The organism is Streptomyces sp. NPDC001980, from assembly GCF_040296885.1.
Classification (GTDB): Bacteria; Actinomycetota; Actinomycetes; order Streptomycetales; family Streptomycetaceae; genus Streptomyces.
Genome location: NZ_JBEOYD010000005.1, coordinates 394,729 through 416,126 on the forward strand (window position 1 = coordinate 394,729; position 21,398 = coordinate 416,126).

The following is a 21,398-nucleotide window of genomic DNA, read 5'->3' on the forward strand; positions in this document are numbered from 1 at the left end:
TCTCGTATCTCCTTGGGTGGTCTCGTCAGCAGGTACGAGGTTATACGCCCTGGCTGACAGAGCTCATATTGAAGTCGGGCACCCGCAGCGCGGGCATCGCAGCCCTAGTGAACCAGTCGCTCCACTCCCTCGGCAGCGTCTTTTCCGTGCGCCCGGCCTCGGTCGCCCGCCCCAGCAGGTCCACCGGCGACTCGTTGAACCTGAAGTTGTTCACCTGCCCGGTGACCTGGCCGTTCTCCACCAGGTAGACGCCGTCCCGGGTCAGGCCCGTGAGCAGCAGCGTCGCCGGGTCGACCTCGCGGATGTACCAGAGGCAGGTCAGCAGCAGCCCGCGCTCGGTCGACGCGACCATGTCGTCCAGGGAGCGGTCCTGGCCGCCGTCGAGGATCAGGTTGCCGCCCGCCGGGGCGACCGGCAGCCCGGTGAGGCCCGCGGTGTGCCGGGTGGTGGTCAGGTGCTTCAGCGTGCCGCCCGCGACCCACTCGGTGGTGCCGACGGGCAGCCCGTTGTCGAAGACCGACTGGTCGCCGCCGGAGGAGTGCGCGACGACGAAGGGCGCCGATTCCAGGCCCGGCTCGTTCGGGTCGCTGCGCAGGGTCAGCGGCAGGTCGGTCAGCTTCTCGCCGACGCGGGTGCCGCCGCCCGGCTTGGAGAACACGGTCCGGCCCTCGGCCGCGTCCCGCCCGGACGCCGACCACAGCTGGTAGATCAGCAGGTCGGCGACGGCGGTCGGCGGCAGCAGCGTCTCGTACCGGCCGGCCGGCAGGTCCACGCGCCGCTCGGCCCAGCCGAGCCGTACCGCGAGCTCGGCGTCGAGCGCGCCGGGGTCGACGTCCTTGAAGTCCCGCGTGGAGCGTCCGGCCCAGGCCGAGCGCGTACGGTCCGGCGACTTGGCGTTCAGCTCCAGCGTCCCGGTGGGCTGGTCGTGCCTGAGGCGCAGCCCGGTCGAGGTGCCCACGTACGTCGACACCAGCTCGTGGTTGGCGAAGCCGTACAGCTCGCGGCCACCGGCACGCGCGCGTGCGAAGGCCTCGCCGAGTGCCGGGGCGAAGTCGGCGAACACGGCGGAGGAGGTCTCGGCGGGCGCGTCGGTGAAGTCCGGGGCCTCCGGTACGCCGGTGACCAGCGGCTGGGCGTCCTCGGCGGCCCCGGCGCCGCGCGCGGCGGCCTCGGCGGCCCGCACCAGCGGCTCCAGGTCGTCGGCGGTCACGGCCGACCGGGACACGACACCCGAGGCGGTGCCCTCCTTGCCGTCCACGGTGGCGACGACGGTGAGCGAACGGCCGCGCGTGACGCCGTTGGTGGTGAGCGCGTTGCCGGCCCAGCGCAGGTTGGCGGTGGAGTGCTCGTCGGCGATGACCACGCAGCCGTCCGCCCGGGACAGTTCCAGAGCGCGCTCGACGATCTCGTGCGGCTTGTTGCTACGGGCGCTCATCGACCGGCCTCCTGCGTGGTGTTGAGGATGTTGACGCCCTTGAAGAGGGCCGAGGGGCAGCCGTGCGACACCGCGGCGACCTGTCCCGGCTGTGCCTTGCCGCAGTTGAAGGCGCCGCCGAGGACGTACGTCTGGGGGCCGCCGACGGCCGCCATGGAGCCCCAGAAGTCGGTGGTCGTCGCCTGGTAGGCGACATCGCGCAGCTGCCCGGTGATCCGGCCGTTCTCGATCCTGAAGAACCGTTGTCCGGTAAATTGAAAATTGTACCTTTGCATGTCGATCGACCAGGAGCGGTCGCCGACCACGTAGATTCCGCGGTCGACCCCGCCGATCAGGTCCTCCGTCGCCAGCCCGGCCGGGTCCGGCTGCAGGGACACGTTGGCCATGCGCTGCACGGGGACGTGTCCGGGGGAGTCGGCGTACGCGCATCCGTTGGAGCGGTCGAAGCCGGTCAGCCGGGCGATCCTGCGGTCCAGCTGGTAGCCGACGAGCGTGCCGTCCCTGACCAGGTCCCAGGACTGGGCCGCGACGCCCTCGTCGTCGTACCCGACGGTCGCCAGGCCGTGCTCGGCGGTGCGGTCGCCGGTGACGTTCATCAGGTCGGAGCCGTACTTCAGCTTGCCGAGCTGGTCGAAGGTGGCGAAGGAGGTGCCGGCGTAGGCGGCCTCGTAGCCGAGCGCGCGGTCCAGTTCGGTGGCGTGGCCGATGGACTCGTGGATGGTCAGCCACAGGTTGGAGGGATCGACCACCAGGTCGTACAGGCCCGCCTCGACGCTCGGCGCCCGCATCTTCTCGGCCAGCAGCTCCGGGATCTGCTCCAGCTCGGCGTCCCAGTCCCAGCCGGTGCCGGTGAGGTACTCCCAGCCACGGCCGACCGGCGGCGCGATGGTCCGCATCGAGTCGAACTCGCCACTGGACTCGTCGACCGACACGGCCGTCAGCTGCGGATGCAGCCGCACCCGCTGCTGGGTCGTCACGGTCCCGGCCGTGTCCGCGTAGAACTTGTTCTCGTGCACGGTGAGCAGCGAGGCGTCGACGTGGTTGACGCCGTTCGCCGCCAGCAGCCGCGCGCTCCACTCCGCGAGCAGCGCCGACTTCTCCTCGTCCGGCACGGTGAACGGATCGATCTCGTACGCCGAGACCCACGTCTTCTCCGCGTGCACCGGCTCGCCGGCCAGTTCCACCCGCTCGTCCGACCCGGCGGCCTTGATGACCTGCGCCGAGAGTTTCGCCATGGCCACCGCCTGCGAGGCGACCTTGGCGGCCGCGTCGAGGGTCAGGTCCACCCCCGACGCGAAGCCCCACGTGCCGCCGTGCACGACCCGGACCGCGTACCCCAGGTCGGTGGTGTCCGAGGATCCGGCGGGCTTGGCGTCCCGCAGCCGCCAGGACGCGCTGCGCACCCGCTCGAACCGGAAGTCCGCGTGCTCGGCCCCCAGCGCACGCGCGCGTGCCAGCGCGGCGTCGGCCAGGGCCCGTAGCGGAAGCGCTGTGAAGGCTTCGTCGATGGAATGAGGCACGGAGGTCTCCCTGCTGTCGTGGCCTGTCCGTCCGATCATGTCGCGCCCGCGGGCGCACGGACCACAGGTTTCGGCCCGGCGTCGCGGCTTTCTGTAGGGACCCGACAGTGACACTCCCGAGCCACTGTCGGTGCCCGCTTGCCCGCGGCGATGGCCGGACCGATAGGTTTTCGATGAAGCCGCCTGTCGTGTCAGCTGTTCGGGCGGGTTGTCAGACCGATCGAAAGGTGATCCGTTGAGCCGCTCGGTTCTCGTCACTGGAGGCAACCGGGGCATCGGCCTCGCCATCGCCCGCGCTTTCGCCGACAACGGCGACAAGGTTGCCGTCACGTACCGCTCCGGTGAGCCGCCGGCCCTGCTCAAGGAACTGGGCGTCCTGGCCGTCAAGTGCGACATCACCGACTCCGAGCAGGTGGAGCAGGCCTACAAGGAGATCGAGGACGCGCACGGCCCGGTCGAGGTCCTGATCGCCAACGCCGGCATCACCAAGGACACGCTCCTGATGCGGATGTCCGAGGAGGACTTCACCTCGGTCGTCGACACCAACCTCACCGGCACCTTCCGGGTCGTCAAGCGCGCCAACCGCGGCATGCTGCGCGCCAAGAAGGGCCGCGTCGTCCTCATCTCGTCGGTCGTCGGCCTCTACGGCGGCCCCGGCCAGGCCAACTACGCCGCCTCCAAGGCCGCCCTGGTCGGCTTCGCGCGCTCCCTCGCCCGTGAGCTGGGCTCGCGCAACATCACCTTCAACGTCGTCGCGCCCGGCTTCGTCGACACCGACATGACCAAGGTGCTCACCGACGAGCAGCGCGCCACCATCGTGTCGCAGGTGCCGCTCGGCCGGTACGCGGAGCCCGAGGAGGTCGCCGCGACGGTGCGGTTCCTCGCCTCGGACGACGCCTCGTACATCACTGGAGCCGTCATCCCCGTTGACGGCGGACTGGGAATGGGTCACTGATCACCATGAGTGGAATCCTCGAGGGCAAGCGCATCCTGATCACGGGTGTGCTGATGGAGTCCTCCATCGCCTTCCACGCGGCCAAGCTGGCCCAGGAGCAGGGTGCCGAGATCATCCTCACCGCGTTCCCGCGGCCCACCCTGACCGAGCGCATCGCCAAGAAGCTGCCGAAGCCCACCAAGGTCATCGAGCTCGACGTGACGAACGATGAGCACCTCGGCCGCCTTGCCGACCTCGTCGGCGAGGAGCTCGGCGGCCTCGACGGCGTCGTCCACTCCATCGGCTTCGCCCCCCAGGACGCCCTCGGTGGCAACTTCCTCAACACGCCGTTCGAGTCCGTCGCCACCGCCATGCACGTCTCGGCGTACTCCCTGAAGTCGCTGACCATGGCCTGCCTGCCGCTGATGCAGAACGGCGGCTCGGTCGTCGGCCTCACCTTCGACGCCCAGTACGCCTGGCCGCAGTACGACTGGATGGGCCCGGCCAAGGCCGCCCTGGAGGCCACCAGCCGCTACCTTGCGCGCGACCTGGGCAAGCAGAACATCCGCTGCAACCTCATCGCCGCCGGCCCCATCGGCTCCATGGCCGCCAAGTCCATCCCGGGCTTCAGCGAGCTGGCCGCGGTCTGGGACCACCGCTCCCCGCTGGAGTGGGACCTGAAGGACCCGGAGCCGGCCGGCAAGGGCATCGTCGCCCTGCTGAGCGACTGGTTCCCGAAGACCACCGGCGAGATCGTCCACGTGGACGGCGGTCTGCACGCCATCGGCGCCTGACCCGCACGGACTCGTCGAGGCCCGCATCCCGCGAGGGGTGCGGGCCTCACCCGTTCGGCCCACCGGCCGGGTGATCACCCGCCGGGCGGCGCACCCTGGAGACGCGGCGGCGCACCCTGGTTGCGCGTTCACCGCGCGATGTCCCTCCCCAGCCCGGCCGAGGAGGTCCCCTTGTGCGCCTTTCCCGCAGCCTGGCCCCGGTGACCCTGGCCCTCGCCCTCGTGGTGTCGCTGCCCTGCACCGCGGAGTCCCACGCGCGCGTGCCGAGCGGACACGGGCCGGCCCCGCAGCTGTTCGGCGCGTCCTGCCGGACCACCGTCCGCGGCTCCCACGTGGTGGCCTACTGCCACAACCCCTACGTCGACACGGACCGGGTGCGGCTGCACATCGAGTGCGCCCAGTGGTGGGACATCGACACCGACGGCTCCCCGGTCGACACCGGCCCGGCGATGACCGTACGGCTCTCCGGCCGCTGCTGGAAGGAGGTCCGCGCGGTGTGGATCAGCCACCAGAAGGTGAGCTGAACCGGTCCGGACAGCACAGGAACGGATAGCTCGCCGCCTCCTTCGCTGCCGCGTCCGCGTCGCCCGCGCGGATCGCCTCGACCAGCCGGGTGTGGTCCATGTACGACTGCGGCGTCAGCTCGGCGCCGACGTCCGCGCGCAGCCACTCCCGCAGCACCTCGCCCAGGTCGGCGTACATCGCCGTCAGCACGTCGTTGTGCGAGGCGGCCACCACGGCCAGGTGCAGGGTCGCGTCCGCCGCCACGAAGGCCTCCGCGTCGCCCGACCGCCAGGCCTGCTCGCGGCGCGCCAGGAGGGTGTCGAGCTGCCCGAGGTCCTTCTCGGTACGGCGCACCGCGGCCAGCCGGGCGGCCGACGACTCCAGGGTGGAACGCAGCTCGGCGATGTGCCGGGGGTCGGCCTCGGCGAACCGGCGGTGCATCACGCCGGCCAGCTCACTGGTGGCCGCGACGTACGTCCCCGAGCCCTGGCGGATGTCCAGCAGGCCGTTGTGGGCCAGCGCCCGGACGGCCTCCCGGACGGTGTTGCGGGCCACCCCGAGCTGCTCGACCAGCTCCGGCTCGGTGGGGATGCGAGCCCCGACCGGCCACTCGCCCGAGGTGATCTGGTTCCGCAACGCGGCGATGACCTGCTCGGACAGCGCCGAGCGGCGCGGATGGCTCAGAGGCATGACACACCTTCGCACGCGAGGGCCCGGCGGGGGCGGCCGGGCCTGCCAGGGGATGGACAACCATTCATCCCATGATTCTATGATGGGCCTCATGGCAGGCAAGGAAACCGGCACCACGACCTCTGAGACAACCGAGCCGGCTGAGCCGACTGAGCCGACACGTGCGACGGCAGCCGGCGGCGGCCCCGCGACCGCCACGCGCGCGTGGACGACACGGCTGGTCGTCGTCGGCATCGTGCTGTCCGCCGTCAACCTCCGGCCCGCCATCACCAGCCTCGGCGCGCTCCTGGAGGAGGTCCGCGACGGCCTCGGCATGAGCGGCAGCGTGGCCGGACTGCTCACCTCGGTGCCCCCGCTCTGCTTCGCCGTCTTCGGCGTCATGGCCCCCCGACTCGCCCGCCGCTTCGGCCCGGCGGCCGTGGTCTGCGCGGGCATGGCGGCCGTCACGGCCGGCCTGCTGATACGGCCGTACGTCGGGAGCACCGCCGGGTTCCTGGCCGGCAGCGCGCTCGCGCTCATGGGCATCGCGGTCAGCAACGTGCTGATGCCGGTCATCGTCAAGCGCTGGTTCCCCGACCGGGTCGGCGCCATGACCGGCCTGTACTCGATGGCCCTCGCCGCCGGCACCTCGGTGGCCGCCGCGGTGACCGTGCCCCTGACCGACGCCCTCGGCGGCAGCTGGCGGACCGGGCTGACGGTCTGGGCCGGGCTCGCGGCGGTCGCGGTACTGCCCTGGGTCCCGCTGGCACGGGACCGCGGAACGGCGCCGGCCCCCGAGGCCGAGGCACGCGCGCGTGCGGAGCGGCAGCCGCCCGCCCTGCGGATCACCCGCAGCCGTACCGCCTGGGCGCTCGCCGTGTTCTTCGGGCTCCAGGCCACCGCCGCCTACATCACGATGGGCTGGATGGCCCAGATCTTCCGGGACGCGGGCGTCTCCGCGAGCACGGCCGGACTCCTGCTGGCCGTCACCATGGCGATGGGCGTACCGCTGGCCTTCGTCATCCCGCGCGTGGCCACCCGGCTGCCGCACCAGGGCCCGATCGTGATCGCGCTCGGCGTCTGCGGCCTCGCCGGGTACGCCGGCCTGTACCTCGCGCCCGCCGGCGGCGCCTGGGCCTGGGCCGTGCTGCTCGGCATCTCGAACTGCGCCTTCCCGCTGGCCCTCACCATGGTCGGGATGCGGGCCAGGACCGGCGCGGGCGTCGCCCAGCTCTCCGCCTTCGCCCAGAGCACCGGATACCTGATCTCCGTCCCGGGCCCGCTGCTGGTGGGCGTGCTCTACCAGCACAGCGGCGGCTGGGGCCTGCCGATCGCCCTGATGGTCGGCCTGATGATCCCGCAGATGGCCGTCGGCGTCCTGGCCGGCCGGGACCGCGTCGTGGAGGACGAGGCGGCCGCGACCGGCTGACCTCGCACCGGCCCCCTTCGGCCGCGGCGCCGCCCCCGGTCAGCCCCCCGCACCGACCGCCGTCGGCCCCTGTCTGCCTTTGTCGGCCTGTTTCGGCCCGTGTCGCGGCCACCCCGCGCGGGCTGTCCGCTCCCCGGGGTGCCAGACTGACCCCATGCCAGTGCTCGACCCGAACCCCCAGAACGGTCAGAAGAAGATGCTGATCGTCTTCGGCTCGTTCTTCGCCATCTTCATCGTCATCGCCGTCATCGCGACCCTCGCGTCCCCCTGACCACAGCCGGCCACCGCCCCCGCGGCCGGTGGTGGGGCTAGCCCCACCATCCCCTAGGGGGTGAGGGTCAGGGTCAAGTGGGTGGATCACCGGATGGGGCGGCGGCCGCGGATTCCGTAGTTTCGAGGTGTGGCCGCGAGGGCGGCCGACAGACCCCGGAGACCAACGGAGGCGATCATGCCGGCCCCAGCGCACACCCGGTCCCACCCGGCGACCCCGGGCAGCGTCGACATCCGGCTCCCCTGGTGGGCGCTCGCCCTTCCCGCGCTTGCCTTCGTCGCCCTGCTGATCCTGATACTGAACCCGGCGGACGCCCACGCGGCCACCGGAGACCCCGCCGTCACCCACCTCTTCGAGCGCGTCCAGCAGATCGTCACCCGCTAGCGCAGCCAGGGGCTCGGCACCCGCGGACCGGGCGAAGCCGCATGTCAACTCCCTGCGCCCGATGGCCTGTTTCATGCGAAGCTGGGTGCCATGAGCGTCGCAGAACCCCGCAGGATTGTCCTCTTCCGCCATGCGAAAGCCGACTGGCCACAGGTGACCGATCACGAGCGACCGCTCGCTGAGCGGGGCCGAATGGACGCCGCCGTCGCCGGACGCAAGCTCGCGGACAGCGGCATCACCTTCGACCTGGCACTGTGCTCCACCTCCGTGCGCACCCGGGAGACCTGGAAGCTCGCCGTCCACGAGCTCGCGCACCGGCCGAAAACCGTCTATGAGGAGCGGGTGTACGAGGCCTCGCCGGGCGAGCTGATCGCCGTGCTCAACGAGGTGCCCGACGACGTACAGACCGTGATCCTCATCGGCCACAACCCCGGCGTGCACGGCCTGACCGAGATCCTCGCCGGCGCCGCCGAGGACGACGCCCGCGAGTGGATGAACCGCCGCGGCTTTCCCACCGCCGCCTTCGCCGTCCTGACGCACGAGGGCTCCTGGAAGGCTCTGGAGCCCGGCGTGGCCACGCTCGCGGACTACTGGGCACCCTCCGAGTGAGACGTGAGACCACCGCACCACCACAGACGTGACACGACGAGGGCCCGGCACCGTGGAAATCGGTGCCGGGCCCTCGTGTCCGGATCGGCCGGACGGCTCAGCTCTCGTCGTGGGTGTCCGCCGCCTCGACCTCTTCGCGGGTGACACCCAGCAGGTACAGGACCGTGTCCAGGAACGGGAAGTTCACCGCCGTGTGCGCGGCCTCGCGGACCACCGGCTTGGCGTTGAAGGCGACCCCGAGGCCGGCCGCGTTCAGCATGTCGAGGTCGTTGGCCCCGTCGCCGACGGCCACCGTCTGCACCAGCGGCACGCCCGCCTCGGCGGCGAACCGGCGCAGCAGCCGTGCCTTGCCCGCCCGGTCCACGATCTCGCCGGTCACCCGGCCGGTCAGCTTCCCGTCGACGATCTCGAGCGTGTTGGCCTGGGCGAAGTCCAGCCCCAGCCGCTCCTTCAGATCGTCGGTGACCTGGGTGAAACCGCCCGAGACGACGCCGACTTGGTAGCCGAGCCGCTTCAGCGTACGGATCAGGGTCCGCGCGCCCGGCGTCAGCCGTACCTCGGCGCGCACCTTCTGCACGACCGACTCGTCCAGCCCCTTCAGCAGCGCCACGCGCGCGTGCAGCGACTGCTCGAAGTCCAGCTCGCCGCGCATCGCGGCCGCCGTCACCTCGGCGACCTGCTCCTCGCAGCCGGCGTGCGCCGCGAAGAGCTCGATCACCTCGTCCTGGATGAGCGTCGAGTCCACGTCCATGACGACCAGCCGCTGGGCCCGCCGGTGCAGGCCCGCCGAGACCACCGCGATGTCCACGCCGAGCTCGGCCGCGTCGGAGGCCAGGGCGGTGCGCAGCGGTTCGGTCGCCACGCCGGACACCGCGAACTCGACCGCTGTCACCGGGTACTTGGCGAGCCGGAAGATACGGTCGATGTTGCCGCCGGTCTTGGCGATCCGGGCGGCGATGGCGGCCGTCGACTCGGCGGTCAGCGGGTGGCCGAGGACGGTGACCAGGGAACGGCCGAGGCCACGCGGGCGGTTGTCGCCGTGGCCGGAGATGATCTCCGCCTGCATCTTCATCGACTCGGCCCAGCTGTGCACGGTCGCCCTGAGGTCGCCCTCAAGACCCGCCGGGGGCTGGGTCACGAGCGCGCACAGCACCAGGCGGCCTCGCGTGACGACCTGCTCGATGTCGACCACGTCGACCATGTAGGCGGCAAGAGTGTCGAAGAGGCCGGCCGTGATGCCCGGCCTGTCCTTGCCGAAAATCTTGACGAGGAGAGTGGGGACCTCGGAGGTCTGCGGATCGCTCATGGTGTAACCACCGTAACCGGCACCCAGTGCCTGCGGCGCAGGTGGTCCGCCTGACGGACACGGAACAATAGGTGTCGGGCCGGTGTCGGACGCCTTGCCTCCGCCCTACCGGCGAACGTGCGTGCGATGTCCACGGCCGGGGCCGGGGTGTGTCCCGCCGCGTCTTCACGCACGGTTCAGCGCCGGGACACGCAGGCGGCGGACGCCGTGATCCGCACGGATGACGCGTTCCGGACGGACCCCCCGATGCCCGCGGATGACGCGTTCCGGACGGACACCCCGATGCCCGCGGACGACGTGATCCGGACGGACACCCCGATCCCCACGGATGACGCGATCCGTGCGGTCGGCCGCTGCCCCGCCCGGCGCCCGGCCTCACCCACGGGGCCGCCTGGGCGGCGGAGGGGGTGGGGGAGGAGGCGGTGGCGGGGGCCCGGCGTTCGGACCGCCCTGGGATCCGTCGGGTCGCCGCGCGCCCGGCCGGGGCCCCGAGGAGCGAGGCGGCGGATCGAGGGGGCGCGCCATGGTGGGAGCGCCGTACACATCGCCCGACCCGGACGGCGGTACGTCGGAGGGGCCGCCGCCCGACCGGCTCTCCTCCGGCGCGCGGCGGCCGTCGTCCGCCGGGGGCGGTGCGCCCGGCGCACGACGGCCCGGGACGGCGGGACCGCTAGGCGGTGCCGTCCCCGCCCCCCGCACTCCACCGGACCGAGCCCCTCGGCCGCCCCCGGTCTCCCGCAGTTCCTCCGGCACCCGGAGGTAGGGGTTCGTGTTCGGATTGGGCGGTCGGTACGGCGTACCCGGCGCGTAAGGCCCCGTCGACTCGCTCCCGACCCGCCCCGGAGCCCGGTCGGCCCCCTGACGGGCAGGCCCGCCGCCCGCCTCGCCGTCACCCAGTGCCAGCGGAGCCGCCCGTGACCCCGCGGCCCCGGTCACCCACGCCAGCAGCGCCCCCGCGGCCCCCGCCGCCGCACCCCAGACCCCGCCGAGCAGCAACGCCATGCCCAGCTGCCCGTGCAGCTGGATCCCCGCCCCGAACGCGTCGAAGCCCAGCACCGACAGCGAGGCGTCCACCGACACGTCCGCCAGCCAGGCCAGCAGCGGCAGCGCGAGCGCGGTGGCGATCCCCAGGCGAACGGCACACCGCCCGGCGAACCCGAGCGCACCGGAACGCGAGCCCGGCCCACCACCGGGGCCTCCAGCCCCGGCCGAGCCGATCCCCCGCTCCACCGGAGTCCGCCCTGCCGGAGTCCGCCCCGCCGGAGTCCATCCCACCGGCGTCCGGACCGCCGTGAACACCCCGGCCAGCAGCATGAACAGGGCTGCCGCGACCCCCAGCAGCCACACCCGTCCGTCCAGGCCGGCCAGGTGGCCGAGCGTCACCGACTGGTCGGACTTCGAGTTCAGGAGCTCGTCCAGGGGGTGCGGCAGGAACATGGTCAGGACGCCCGTGGCCCGGCCGTCGAAGGGGACGAAGAGCCCGATCGGGATGCCGAGCCAGACGCCGTTCGGGGCGCCGAGCAGGGCCGCGCCCATGATCCGGGCCGGATGCGGGTCGCCGATCGCCGCGAAGGCCGCTGCCGCCCAGCCGGCCGCCACCGCCACCAGCGCCACCGTCACCAGCGCAGAGGCCGCCGGCCGTACCACCCGGTGCACCGCAGCCCAGCCGCGTGGCAGCGGGGTCCGGCGCGAGGCCAGCAGGGCGATCAGCAGGATGCCCACCGACCAGCCGAGACCGCCGAGCAGGGTCGCCGCCGTGTCCACGCTGAAGCCGACCGCGGCATTCGCGTGCACGAGGTCGCCGAGGCGGTCCGGCAGCAGCCCGCCGATGTCACCGATGCCGGGGATCTTCAGCCCGCCGCCGCTTCCGCCGCCGCCGCTCCCTCCGCCCGGCAGCTTGTCCAGGCCGAGCGCACCGCCGTCGATCGTCACGACGGAGTGACCCGCCCACGCCAGTCCGCCCAGCATCGCCACGAACAGCACCACCACCGAGCCCGCGCGGGCCAGCAGTTCGGCCGGTGCGATCACAACTCCGGCCGTGCGCAGGGACCGTAAGAAGAACCACGACAAAAGGAGCGCACCGACCAGACTCACCCCCAGTGGCGTGATCTCGATGGCCGTCGTGGCCTCGGCCCCCTTCAGACCGAAAGCGGACAGATCTCCGTCCGGGGTGACCGAACCACCCGCCCCGAGCGCCACAACGGCCGCGGTCATCGGGCCCAGCGAGCCCGCCGCGTCGGCCCGCAGGAGATGCAGGCCCAGCGCCGCCGTACCCGCCATGCCGATCAACGCCCAGCTCACGGCGGCTATCGAGGACAGCAGGATGTCGGCCCACGGCAGCCGCCCGCCGTGCCTCGCGTGCTCGACTCCCGTACCAGACGCATCAGCACTCATGGCAGACCCCCCGATCCGCAGGCGCCCCGGACCACTCCGTCGCGCTTGTCCCCCTCGCGTGGATTACCACTCTCCGGCCCGGTTTCAACCCCGTCAACGGAAAGAGTTGAAGCGCTCGTACGAGGCCGCCACAAGGCCCGGCTTTCGGTCAGAGGGCCGAGCCTGAAATAGTTCCCGACGATGTTCGACATCCCTAGACTCCCTGTGATGGGGGTAACTCGGGGGACTACTCATGGGGCTTGGAGTGCCGGAACTCGTACTGGAATCAAACGGACGCACCTGGACGCTCGATCCGTCCAGGTCATACACCCTCGGACGCGATCCGCAGGGGGACATCGTGTTCGACGACGCCAGGGTCTCCTGGCGGCACGCCACGATCAGCTTCGACGGCCGCAGTTGGGTCATCGAGGACCACGGCAGTACCAACGGCACCTTCGTGCAGAGCAGCCGGGTCCAGCGGTCGGAGATCGGCCCGGGCTCGGCCGTCCATCTCGGGAACGCGAACGACGGACCGCGCCTGAACCTCTCCGGCGCCGCGGCCGCCGTCGCCCAACCGCAGCCCCAGCAGCAGCCGTTCGCGGCGCAGGGCGCGGGCGGTGCGGGCTGGTCCCAGCCGCCGGCTCCGCAGCCGTCGGCCGCGCAGCAGCCGGCTCCGCAACAGGGCTGGCAGCAGGCCCCGTCGGCGATCCCGCAGCAGCAGGGCGCCCCGGCCATGGCCTCCGGTGGTGGCGCGGGGGCGCCGCCGGTCTACGGCGACCGCAGCCCGACCACCTTCCACCAGTTCTCCATCGGCCGCGTGATGCGCATCGGCCGTGCTCTGGACAACGAGCTGGTCGTCTCCGACCTGCAGGTCTCGCGCCACCACGCCGAGTTCCACTCCACGCCCGACGGCCGCATGGAGATCCGCGACCTCGGCTCGCACAACGGCACGTACGTCAACGGCATGCCGATCGCCAAGGGCGGCAGCGCGCTGCTCGACGCGGACGACATCGTGGGCGTCGGCCACTCCACCTTCCGGATCGTCGGCGACCGGCTCGAGGAGTTCGTCGACACCGGTGAGGTCTCCTTCTCCGCACGCCACCTGACCGTCACGGTCGACGGCGGCAAGCAGATCCTCAAGGACGTCTCCTTCGGCGTCCCGGAGAAGTCCGTGATCGCGGTCATCGGCCCGTCGGGATCCGGCAAGTCGACCCTGCTCAAGGCGCTCACCGGCTACCGCCCCGCCAACGAGGGCGAGGTGCTGTACGACAACCGCAACCTGTACAAGCAGTTCGCCGAGCTGCGCCAGCGCATCGGTCTGGTCCCGCAGGACGACATCCTGCACAAGGAGCTGACCGTCAAGAAGGCCCTCAAGTACGCGGCCAAACTGCGCTTCCCCGCCGACACCACGGCCGAGGAGCGCGAGGCCCGCATCGACGAGGTGCTGCGTGAGCTGAAGCTCGACGTCCACAAGGAGAAGAAGGTCACCTCCCTCTCCGGCGGCCAGCGCAAGCGCGTGTCGGTGGCCCTGGAGCTGCTCACCAAGCCGTCGCTGATCTTCCTCGACGAGCCCACCTCGGGCCTCGACCCGGGCATGGACCGCGATGTCATGCAGCTGCTGCGCGGCCTCGCCGACGACGGCCGCACGGTCCTCGTCGTCACCCACTCGGTGGCCGAGCTGGCGCTGTGCGACAAGCTCCTGGTGATGGCGCCGGGCGGCTCGGTCGCCTACTTCGGCCCGCCGGAGGAGGCGCTGAACTTCTTCGGCTACGACACCTGGGCCGACGTCTTCTCCGCCTTCGAGAACTACCGCGACTACGACTGGGCGGGCCGCTGGAAGGGCTCGCAGCACTACCAGATGTACGCCGCGGACATCGACGCGATTGCGCCGCAGTCCGTACAGATGCCGCCGATGCAGGTGATGAAGCCGAAGAAGCCGCAGAGCTGGGGGTCGCAGCTGCTGACCCTGGTCCGGCGGTACGTGTCGGTCATCGCGTCGGACAAGGGCTTCCTGGCGCTGACGGTGATCCTGCCGGCGGTGCTCGGCGCGGTGAGCCTGCTGATCGACAGCGACAAGGGCCTGCTGGTGAACCCGGTGAGCTCGAAGACCGGCGTGCCGGTCCCGAACGGCACGGCGACCACGGTCCTGCTGATCCTCGCCGTCGGCGCCTGTTTCGCGGGCGCCGCGAACTCCGTGCGTGAGCTGATCAAGGAACGGGTCATCTACGAGCGGGAGCGTGCGGTCGGCCTGTCCCGGTCGGCGTACCTGATGTCCAAGGTGGTCGTGCTCGGCGTGATCACCGTGCTGCAGGGCCTGATGGTCGGCCTGATCGGCTTCTCCAGCCGCGAGATCCCCGACCAGGGCGTGGTCCTCGGCCACTCCACCCTCTTCGAGCTGTGCATTCCGATCATGGGGCTCGGCTTCACCTCGATGATGTTCGGCCTGGTCATCTCCTCGCTGGTGAAGACGTCCGAGAAGACCATGCCGCTGCTGGTGATGTTCGCGATCATCCAGGTCGTGTTCACCGGCTGCCTGTTCAACCTGAACGGCGCGGTCGGCGTGAACCAGGTCTCGTTCCTGATGCCCTCCCGATGGGCGGTGGGCGCGGCCGGCGCCACGCTGGACTTCAACAACATCGCGCCCAACGTCGACGACCCGACCAAGACGGATCCGCTGTGGGACCACACGGCCGGCGCCTGGACCATGGACATGGCGGTGCTGATCGTCCTCGGCGTGATCTGCGGCTTCCTGGTGGCCCGCTTCCTGCGCCGCCACGAGCCCGAGGTCATGCGCAAGTAGCGCGCGCGGTCCCCGCGACGCCGTACGACGCCGAAGGGCGGCACCCGCACTGCGGGTGCCGCCCTTCGGCGTGTGCGTGCAGAGGTCCGCGCCGGCCTCAGTACGCGCTGTTGACGTTGTCGATCGAGCCGTACCGGTGCGCCGCGTAGTTGGCGGCGGCGGTGATGTTGGCGACCGGGTCGTAGATGTTCCAGGACGTGCCGTTGACGTGGTACGTCGCGAAGGTGGGCGGGATCACCTGCAGCAGGCCCTTGGACGGGATGCCGTTGATGGCGTTGATGTCCCAGTTGTTGATGGCGTTCGGGTTGCCGGAGGACTCCCGCATGATGTTGCGGTGCAGGCCGTTGTAGGAGCCCGGGATGCCCTTGGCGTTCATGATGTCGAGGGCCTGGCTGATCCAGCCGTCGAGGTTGTTGGCGTAGGTCTTCGCGGCGACCTGCTGGATCTGCGGGCGCTGCGCGGACCGGCTGGCGGCCTGCTGGGCGGCGCGCTTGGCGGCGGCCTTCTTGACAGCGGCGACGTGCTTCGTGTGGACCGCGTGGACGTGCTTGGCGTGAGCCGCGTGCAGCTTCTTCACGTGGGCCGTGTGGGCCTGCTTCACGTGGGCGACGTGGGCCGCGTGGACCTTCTTCACGTGCGCCACGTGCAGCTGGTGGGCGGAGGCCGGCTTCTTCTTGGCGGCGATGGCCTCGACCTTGACGTTCTGCAGGGCCAGCTGGTCGGTGACCTTGCCCGTGACGTCCTTGATCTGCGCGGTGCCGTTGGCCACCTGGGCGGCGGTCTGGGGGGTACCGGACGCGATCGTCTCGGCGCTGCTGGGCACGGCGGAGAAGGCGAGGGCGGCGGCGCCGAGCGTGGCGACACCGGCGAGCGCGATCTTGTGGTGCTTGGTCAGCGTGGGACTGTGGGAGTGCTTGGGCATGGCAGTGGACCTCTTCGAATAGCGCGGAGGTCGCTCGTTGTCCGCGGGGGAGACCGGCTCCTCCTGCACGAACACCGCGAGGGGAACCCGCGGTGCTGAGCGACGACAGCCATTCTTAGCGGCCGCAAAATGCCGTGGCAAAGGTGTGACGTACGATCCCCGATAGTGGAGCCCAGATGGGCAAATCGGGACAGACTAGAACGTCTGCCCCGTTCGCGCCGGGAGTGTTTATCTCCTATGTCCGTTCGTACGTGATGTGCGCCCTATGTGCGGCCTCACATCGACCGCACATGAATCTCACCAAGAGTTGCTGACGCAACGCTCTGTGTGAGGCCCCTCCTCCGGGAGGATGAGGTGCACGTCGCCGAACTCGTGCCACAGGTAGAGGCCGCGCAGCGCCTCCTCGTAGCTGCGGTCGACCGCGAGCCGCCCGGCGACCGCCTCCAGCATCAGCAGATGCGAAGCCTCCGGCTCGTGCAGCCCGGTCAGCAGCCCGTCCACCGCCCGCACCCCGCGCTCCGGCGTCACGACGAGCTCCGTCCACCCCGCGGCCGCCCGCACCACCCCGTCGGCCCCGGCGACCGACTCCACGGCCCGCACGGCGGTCGTCCCCACGGCGATCACCCTGCCCCCTCCGGCCTTCACGCTGTTGATCAGCCGCGCCGACGCCTCCGGCACGGCGAAACGTTCCGCGTACGGCGGCTCGTGCGCCTCCCCCGACGACACCCCGGTATGCAGCGTGATCGGCGCGAACTGCACCCCACGGCTCACCAGCTCCGCCACCAGCCGCGCCGTGAAGGGCCGGGCCGCACTCGGCATCTCCGCGCTCCCCGCCCCGTCCGCCGACGGCAGCGCGAACACCGTCTGATACACGGACAACGGCTGGTCCCGCTCCGTATAGGAGTAACGGATGGGCCGCCCGTGCTCCCGCAGCACCCCGCGCACGTCCGCGGCGGCCCGCGCCCACCACAGCCGCTCGCCCCGCTCGCTCAGCGGCTCCTCCAGGACCAGCCGCCCGCCCCCGGGCAGCCGCACCTCATTCCCCGCACGCGTACCCGCACGCGCGCGCGTGGTCCCCCTCCCGTCCGGCTCCCGCAGCTCGACCGCCCACCGCCCGTCGTCCCCGCGCGTGGAGAAGTGCACCACCACGCGCGCGTCCCCGACCCGCCCGTCCACGGCGGCCGCCAGCGTCGGCGAGGTGTTCACCACCAGCAGGTCCCCGGCCCGCAGCAGGCACGGCAGCTCGGCGAAGGCGTGGTGCGACACCGCCGTCCCGCGCGACACCAGCAGCCGTACGGCGTCCCGCTCCAGACCCGGCCCGCGCTGCTCGGCCGGCACCCGCGCGGACAGCTCCTCGGGCACCCGCACCACCGTCGTCATCGCCCCTCCACCAGGGCAGGCGCCCCGTACCGCCCGCTCGCCGGCCGCTCGTCCAGGAGCCGCAGGAAGGCCGGTACGACACTCACCGGTGCCGGCCGCGGATCGTCGTCGTCCGGTACGGCCGCCGCGTACAGGTCGGTCGCCATGTCCCCGGGATCCACCGCCCACACCCGCAGCCCCGGCTCCTCCACACCGAGCACCGCCGCCAGCTGGTCCAGGGCCGCCTTCGAGGCGCCGTAGCCGCCCCAGGTCTCGTACGCCTCGGCGCCCGCGTCCGAGCTGACCGTGACCACCGCGCCCGCTGCCGACTCCCGCAGCACCGGCAGCGCCTCCTGGACCAGGCCCAGCGCGGCCACCACGTTCACCTCCAGCGCCCGGCGCAGCCCCGCCAGGGGCAGCTCGCCCAGGCGCACCAGCGGCTCGGCGCCCAGCGCGCTGGCGTTGCTCACCAGCAGATCCACCCCGCCCAGCTCCCGCGCGGCGGCCACCAGGTCGGCCCGGTGCCCGGCGTCCGTGACATCGCCGGGCAGCGCCGCCACCCGCGTCCCGTGCTCCGCGACGGCCTCCGCCGTCTCCTTCAGCGCACCGGCCCCCCTGGCGTCCAGCACCAGATCCCAGCCGCGCGCGGCCAGCGCCTCGGCCAGCGCCCGCCCCAGCCCCTTCGAGGCCCCCGTGATGATCGCTACCGGCATGACAACCGTCCCCTCGGCTCCGTCCGCCCGCGTCGGCGGTGATCCCAACGTAGGAACCGGACCGCCCCGGGCGCCTCGGACGCGGGCCGCAACCGGGCGGGGTCCTTCGGACTAAGCCGCCGGTACGGGACCCGAGCCCTAGGTCCCCGGGTCTACGGCCACCGGCCCAGGCCCTGCCGCCGTCGGCCCGATCCGCGCTGTCGGACCCCGCCGGTACCGTGAGGACATGAGTCAAGGTCCCCGGTCCGGTCTGGCGGCGGTGAGCTCCGCGCTGCTGGCCATGAGCAGACACCTGGAGGTGCGCGACGTCCTCAAGACGATCGTCGCCTCCGCCCGTGAGCTGCTCGACGCCCAGTACGCCGCGCTCGGTGTCCCGGACGACCACGGCGGCTTCGCCCAGTTCGTCGTCGACGGCGTCACCGACGCCCAGTGGAAGGCCATCGGCCCGCTCCCGCGCCAGCACGGCATCCTCGCGGCGATGCTGCGCGAGGCGAAGGTCGAGCGGCTGGCCGACGTCCGCACGGACCCCCGCTTCGAGGGCTGGCCCTCCGCCCACCCCGACATGTCCGACTTCCTGGGCCTGCCGATCCGGGACGAGGACGAGGTCATCGGCGCACTTTTCCTGGCCAACAAGAACTGTGAGAAGCCGGAGGGCGGCTGCGGCTTCACCGCCGAGGACGAGGAACTCCTCTCCATCCTCGCCCAGCACGCGGCCATCGCCCTCACCAACGCCCGCCTCTACGAGCGCAGCCGCGAGCTGACCATCGCCGAGGAACGCTCCCGGCTCGCTCACGAACTGCACGACGCGGTGAGCCAGAAGCTCTTCTCGCTCCGCCTGACCGCCCAGGCCGCCGCCGCCCTGGTCGACCGCGATCCCTCCCGCGCCAAGGGCGAGTTGCAGCAGGTCGCCGTGCTCGCCGCCGAGGCCATCGACGAACTGCGCGCCGCCGTCGTGGAGTTGCGTCCCGCCGCCCTCGACGAGGACGGCCTGCTCGCCACCCTGCGCACCCAGGTCCAGGTTCTCGACCGTGCCCACACCGCGCGCGTGACCTTCGCCGCCAGTGGCTTCCGGGCCCTGCCCGCCGCCCAGGAGGAGGCACTGCTCCGGGTGGCCCAGGAAGCCCTGCACAACGCGCTCAGACACTCCGGGGCCGAGCACGTCGACGTGACCGTGAACCGGCGCGGCGGCGGCGCCGTCCTGCGGGTCACGGACGACGGCAGCGGCTTCGACCCGCACCTCACCCGGCGCGCCGGACGCCACCTCGGCCTGGTCTCCATGCGGGACCGGACGAGCGGCGTCGGCGGCACGCTGACCGTGGAATCGGCGCCCGGCAAGGGCACCACGATCGAGATGGAGGTTCCCGGTGGCTGACGCAATCCGGGTGCTGCTGGTCGACGACCACCAGGTCGTCCGCCGCGGCCTGCGCACCTTCCTGGAGGTCCAGGACGACATCGAGGTCGTCGGCGAGGCCGCCGACGGCGCCGAAGGGGTCGAGCGCGCCCAGGAGTTGACCCCCGACGTCGTCCTCATGGACGTCAAGATGCCCGGCCTGGACGGCGTGGCGGCGCTGCGCAGGCTCCGCGAACTCGACAACCCCGCGCGCGTGCTGATCGTCACCAGCTTCACCGAACAGCGCACGGTGGTCCCCGCCCTGCGCGCGGGCGCCGCCGGATACGTCTACAAGGACGTCGATCCCGACGCGCTCGCCACCGCCATCCGCTCGGTGCACGCCGGGCACGTCCTGCTCCAGCCCGAGGTGGCCGGCGCCCTGCTCTCTCAGGAGGAGGCCAACTCCGGCCAGGGCAGGGGCGGTTCGCTCACCGAGCGGGAGCGGGAGGTGCTGGGGCTGATCGCCGACGGCCGGTCCAACCGCGAGATAGCACGGGCCCTGGTGCTGTCCGAGAAGACCGTCAAGACGCACGTCTCGAACATCCTGATGAAACTCGACCTTGCCGATCGCACCCAGGCCGCCCTGTGGGCCGTTCGCCACGGCGTGACCGGCTGAAACGCCCTCCGCAACGCTTCACCGACGGCAACATGGAGGGTCGCCCTCCGGGCTGAGATTCATACCGTCGTGGGAATGTCACCCGGACGGCGCATCCTCTTGAGGCCGCCGCCGTTCTTCAGTGCGTGCTGCGGCGACCGCCGTGGCGAACGCCAAGGAGGGCTCAAGAAGTGAAGAACCTGAAGAAGGCAGCGGCCGTGACGATGGTGGCCGGCGGGATCATGGCCGCCGGTGCGGGAATGGCCTCCGCCCACACCGGCGGTGCCGGTGCGGTCGGCGCGGCCCACGGTTCTCCGGGCGTCGTCTCGGGCAACGTCATCCAGGCCCCGGTGGACGTTCCGGTCAACGTGGTCGGCAACAGCATCAACGTCGTCGGCGTGCTGAACCCCGCCTTCGGCAACCTCGGCCTCAACCACTGAGACCGCGCCGCACGGCGGCATCGACTTCCGGCCTTCCGGGCGCTCCCGGGAGGCCGGTCGGCTTTTCCGCCCGGCGGCTCCGCGCCCCGACGACCGGAACGGGCGGTCATGGTCGGGCGTCTCTCGTACGCCCTAACGCCCCCGCTCGCGCTCCTCCACCACCGAGTTGTACGCCGCGACCTGCGCACGCCGGGCCGTCCGCTCCACCGGCCGCAGTGCCAGCGACCGCGCCGCCATCTCCGACGCGCTCACCGCCCCGCCGTGCCCGTTGTCGTAGGCCAGCGAGATCAGCAGCCCCACCCGCTGCGCCAGCTCCAGCACCCGTACCGCCCGCGGCGGATACCCCGGAGCCAGTACCTCCCGGCCCCGCTCGGCCCGCGCCCGGTACGCGTCGATCGCCGCCTCCGCCACCGGCCCCGACCCGGCGACGTCCAGCTTCGACAGCACCTCCGTCGCGTCCCGCAGCGCCTCGGCCAGCTCCCGCTCCGCCTCACCGAGCGACGGCACGTCGGCCGGCGGCGCCTCCCGCACCGGCAGCACGTGCCAGACCACCTCGACATGTACATCGCCGGCCGGCCCGGCCTCGTACACCTCCGGCACCAGCCCGAACGCGGCGCCGTGACAGATCACCGCCTCCTCGGCCTCCAGCGCCCGCGCGTTGAACTCCGGCGGCCCGCTCAGCCCCAGCGGATGCCCCGACGCCGGCAGCGCGACCCGCAGCCCGGTCGCCCCCAGCGTCCGCAGCCGCCCCAGCGCCAGCGTGAGCCCGACCGGAGCCGACTCACCGGGCAGCCCCTCCACCCGCTGCACCGCGTCCTCGCCGACGATGGCGAGCACGGCGTCATCCGGAGAGACAAGTCCGGCCAAAAGGGCATTTCCCCAAGCGGCGAGGCGTCCTGAACGCGGTTCCGAGAGCATGCCCCCACCCTAAGGACAGGACCGATGGAATGG

The 21,398-nt window shown here is 72.0% G+C and carries 20 protein-coding genes; 11 read left to right on the top strand and 9 right to left on the bottom strand.

The genetic code is table 11. The annotated features are described in order from the left end of the window. Window positions 1–40: 40 nt before the first annotated feature. The gene (locus ABT137_RS10740) at window positions 41–1,435 is read right to left on the bottom strand and encodes a metallopeptidase TldD-related protein (RefSeq protein WP_351705710.1); all 1,395 of its coding nucleotides are present in this window, start codon (window positions 1,433–1,435) and stop codon (window positions 41–43) included. After that, on the bottom strand, window positions 1,432–2,955 hold the full coding sequence (locus ABT137_RS10745) for a TldD/PmbA family protein (protein WP_351705713.1): 1,524 nt from the start codon (window positions 2,953–2,955) through the stop codon (window positions 1,432–1,434). Before ABT137_RS10745 ends, ABT137_RS10740 begins: the two co-directional genes overlap by 4 nt. 235 nt (window positions 2,956–3,190) lie before the next feature. Here ABT137_RS10745 and fabG point away from each other — a divergent pair, with 235 nt between their 5' ends. The 3 genes from fabG (at window position 3,191) to ABT137_RS10760 (ending at window position 5,207) form a co-directional block, all read left to right on the top strand. Next, window positions 3,191–3,910: a 3-oxoacyl-[acyl-carrier-protein] reductase gene (gene fabG, locus ABT137_RS10750; protein WP_351705716.1), complete on the top strand. Its 720-nt coding sequence runs from the start codon at window positions 3,191–3,193 to the stop codon at window positions 3,908–3,910. 5 nt (window positions 3,911–3,915) lie between these two features. After that, window positions 3,916–4,683 (top strand): enoyl-ACP reductase FabI, encoded by a 768-nt coding sequence (gene fabI, locus ABT137_RS10755; RefSeq protein WP_351705719.1) that lies wholly within the window; start codon window positions 3,916–3,918, stop codon window positions 4,681–4,683. Between the two features lie 173 nt (window positions 4,684–4,856). Then, a complete protein-coding gene (locus tag ABT137_RS10760) occupies window positions 4,857–5,207 on the top strand; it encodes a hypothetical protein (RefSeq protein WP_351705722.1) in 351 nt (116 codons plus the stop codon). Here ABT137_RS10760 and ABT137_RS10765 read toward each other — a convergent pair. Beyond that, window positions 5,185–5,877 carry a FadR/GntR family transcriptional regulator gene (locus ABT137_RS10765; protein ID WP_351705725.1) on the bottom strand — a complete coding sequence of 231 codons (693 nt, stop codon included), beginning with the start codon at window positions 5,875–5,877 and terminating at the stop codon, window positions 5,185–5,187. The two genes, ABT137_RS10760 and ABT137_RS10765, sit on opposite strands and share 23 nt — an antisense overlap. 91 nt (window positions 5,878–5,968) lie before the next feature. On the opposite strand from ABT137_RS10765, the gene ABT137_RS10770 reads away from it, so the two are divergent. The 4 genes from ABT137_RS10770 (at window position 5,969) to ABT137_RS10785 (ending at window position 8,549) form a co-directional block, all read left to right on the top strand. Further along, window positions 5,969–7,285, top strand: a complete 1,317-nt coding sequence (locus ABT137_RS10770) for a CynX/NimT family MFS transporter (protein WP_502984498.1) — start codon at window positions 5,969–5,971, stop codon at window positions 7,283–7,285. A gap of 154 nt (window positions 7,286–7,439) precedes the next feature. Then, window positions 7,440–7,556, top strand: coding sequence for an SGM_5486 family transporter-associated protein (locus tag ABT137_RS10775; RefSeq protein WP_089107830.1), 117 nt, complete (start codon window positions 7,440–7,442; stop codon window positions 7,554–7,556). 177 nt (window positions 7,557–7,733) lie between these two features. Beyond that, complete coding sequence (locus ABT137_RS10780; RefSeq protein WP_351705731.1) at window positions 7,734–7,940, top strand: hypothetical protein; 207 nt, start codon at window positions 7,734–7,736, stop codon at window positions 7,938–7,940. Between the two features lie 90 nt (window positions 7,941–8,030). Next, entirely contained in the window at window positions 8,031–8,549 is a 519-nt protein-coding gene (locus ABT137_RS10785) for a SixA phosphatase family protein (protein WP_351705734.1), read from the top strand. A gap of 97 nt (window positions 8,550–8,646) precedes the next feature. Here the strand turns inward: ABT137_RS10785 and serB are convergent, their stop codons facing one another. Next, window positions 8,647–9,855: a phosphoserine phosphatase SerB gene (serB, locus tag ABT137_RS10790; protein WP_351705737.1), complete on the bottom strand. Its 1,209-nt coding sequence runs from the start codon at window positions 9,853–9,855 to the stop codon at window positions 8,647–8,649. A gap of 375 nt (window positions 9,856–10,230) precedes the next feature. After that, on the bottom strand, window positions 10,231–12,249 hold the full coding sequence (locus ABT137_RS10795) for a streptophobe family protein (RefSeq protein WP_351705740.1): 2,019 nt from the start codon (window positions 12,247–12,249) through the stop codon (window positions 10,231–10,233). Between the two features lie 232 nt (window positions 12,250–12,481). Between ABT137_RS10795 and ABT137_RS10800 the strand changes: the two genes are divergently transcribed. Next, window positions 12,482–15,028: an ABC transporter ATP-binding protein/permease gene (locus tag ABT137_RS10800; protein ID WP_351705742.1), complete on the top strand. Its 2,547-nt coding sequence runs from the start codon at window positions 12,482–12,484 to the stop codon at window positions 15,026–15,028. Between the two features lie 97 nt (window positions 15,029–15,125). Here the strand turns inward: ABT137_RS10800 and ABT137_RS10805 are convergent, their stop codons facing one another. From ABT137_RS10805 to ABT137_RS10815, 3 genes are all read right to left on the bottom strand, one after another. Further along, on the bottom strand, window positions 15,126–15,950 hold the full coding sequence (locus ABT137_RS10805) for a transglycosylase SLT domain-containing protein (RefSeq protein WP_351705745.1): 825 nt from the start codon (window positions 15,948–15,950) through the stop codon (window positions 15,126–15,128). A 297-nt stretch (window positions 15,951–16,247) separates the two neighbouring features. Next, window positions 16,248–17,330, bottom strand: coding sequence for an S-adenosylmethionine:tRNA ribosyltransferase-isomerase (locus tag ABT137_RS10810; protein ID WP_351705748.1), 1,083 nt, complete (start codon window positions 17,328–17,330; stop codon window positions 16,248–16,250). Then, window positions 17,327–18,022 (bottom strand): SDR family NAD(P)-dependent oxidoreductase, encoded by a 696-nt coding sequence (locus tag ABT137_RS10815; RefSeq protein ID WP_351705751.1) that lies wholly within the window; start codon window positions 18,020–18,022, stop codon window positions 17,327–17,329. Before ABT137_RS10815 ends, ABT137_RS10810 begins: the two co-directional genes overlap by 4 nt. Window positions 18,023–18,248: 226 nt before the next feature. Between ABT137_RS10815 and ABT137_RS10820 the strand changes: the two genes are divergently transcribed. From ABT137_RS10820 to ABT137_RS10830, 3 genes are all read left to right on the top strand, one after another. Further along, window positions 18,249–19,394 carry a GAF domain-containing sensor histidine kinase gene (locus ABT137_RS10820; protein WP_351705754.1) on the top strand — a complete coding sequence of 382 codons (1,146 nt, stop codon included), beginning with the start codon at window positions 18,249–18,251 and terminating at the stop codon, window positions 19,392–19,394. Continuing rightward, window positions 19,387–20,028, top strand: coding sequence for a response regulator (locus tag ABT137_RS10825; RefSeq protein WP_351705757.1), 642 nt, complete (start codon window positions 19,387–19,389; stop codon window positions 20,026–20,028). The genes ABT137_RS10820 and ABT137_RS10825 overlap by 8 nt, the downstream gene beginning before the upstream one ends. 170 nt (window positions 20,029–20,198) lie before the next feature. Beyond that, a complete protein-coding gene (locus ABT137_RS10830) occupies window positions 20,199–20,447 on the top strand; it encodes a chaplin (protein WP_351705760.1) in 249 nt (82 codons plus the stop codon). A 132-nt stretch (window positions 20,448–20,579) separates the two neighbouring features. Here ABT137_RS10830 and ABT137_RS10835 read toward each other — a convergent pair whose 3' ends face one another. Next, a complete protein-coding gene (locus tag ABT137_RS10835) occupies window positions 20,580–21,365 on the bottom strand; it encodes an Rv1486c family protein (RefSeq protein WP_351705763.1) in 786 nt (261 codons plus the stop codon). Window positions 21,366–21,398 lie beyond the last annotated feature (33 nt).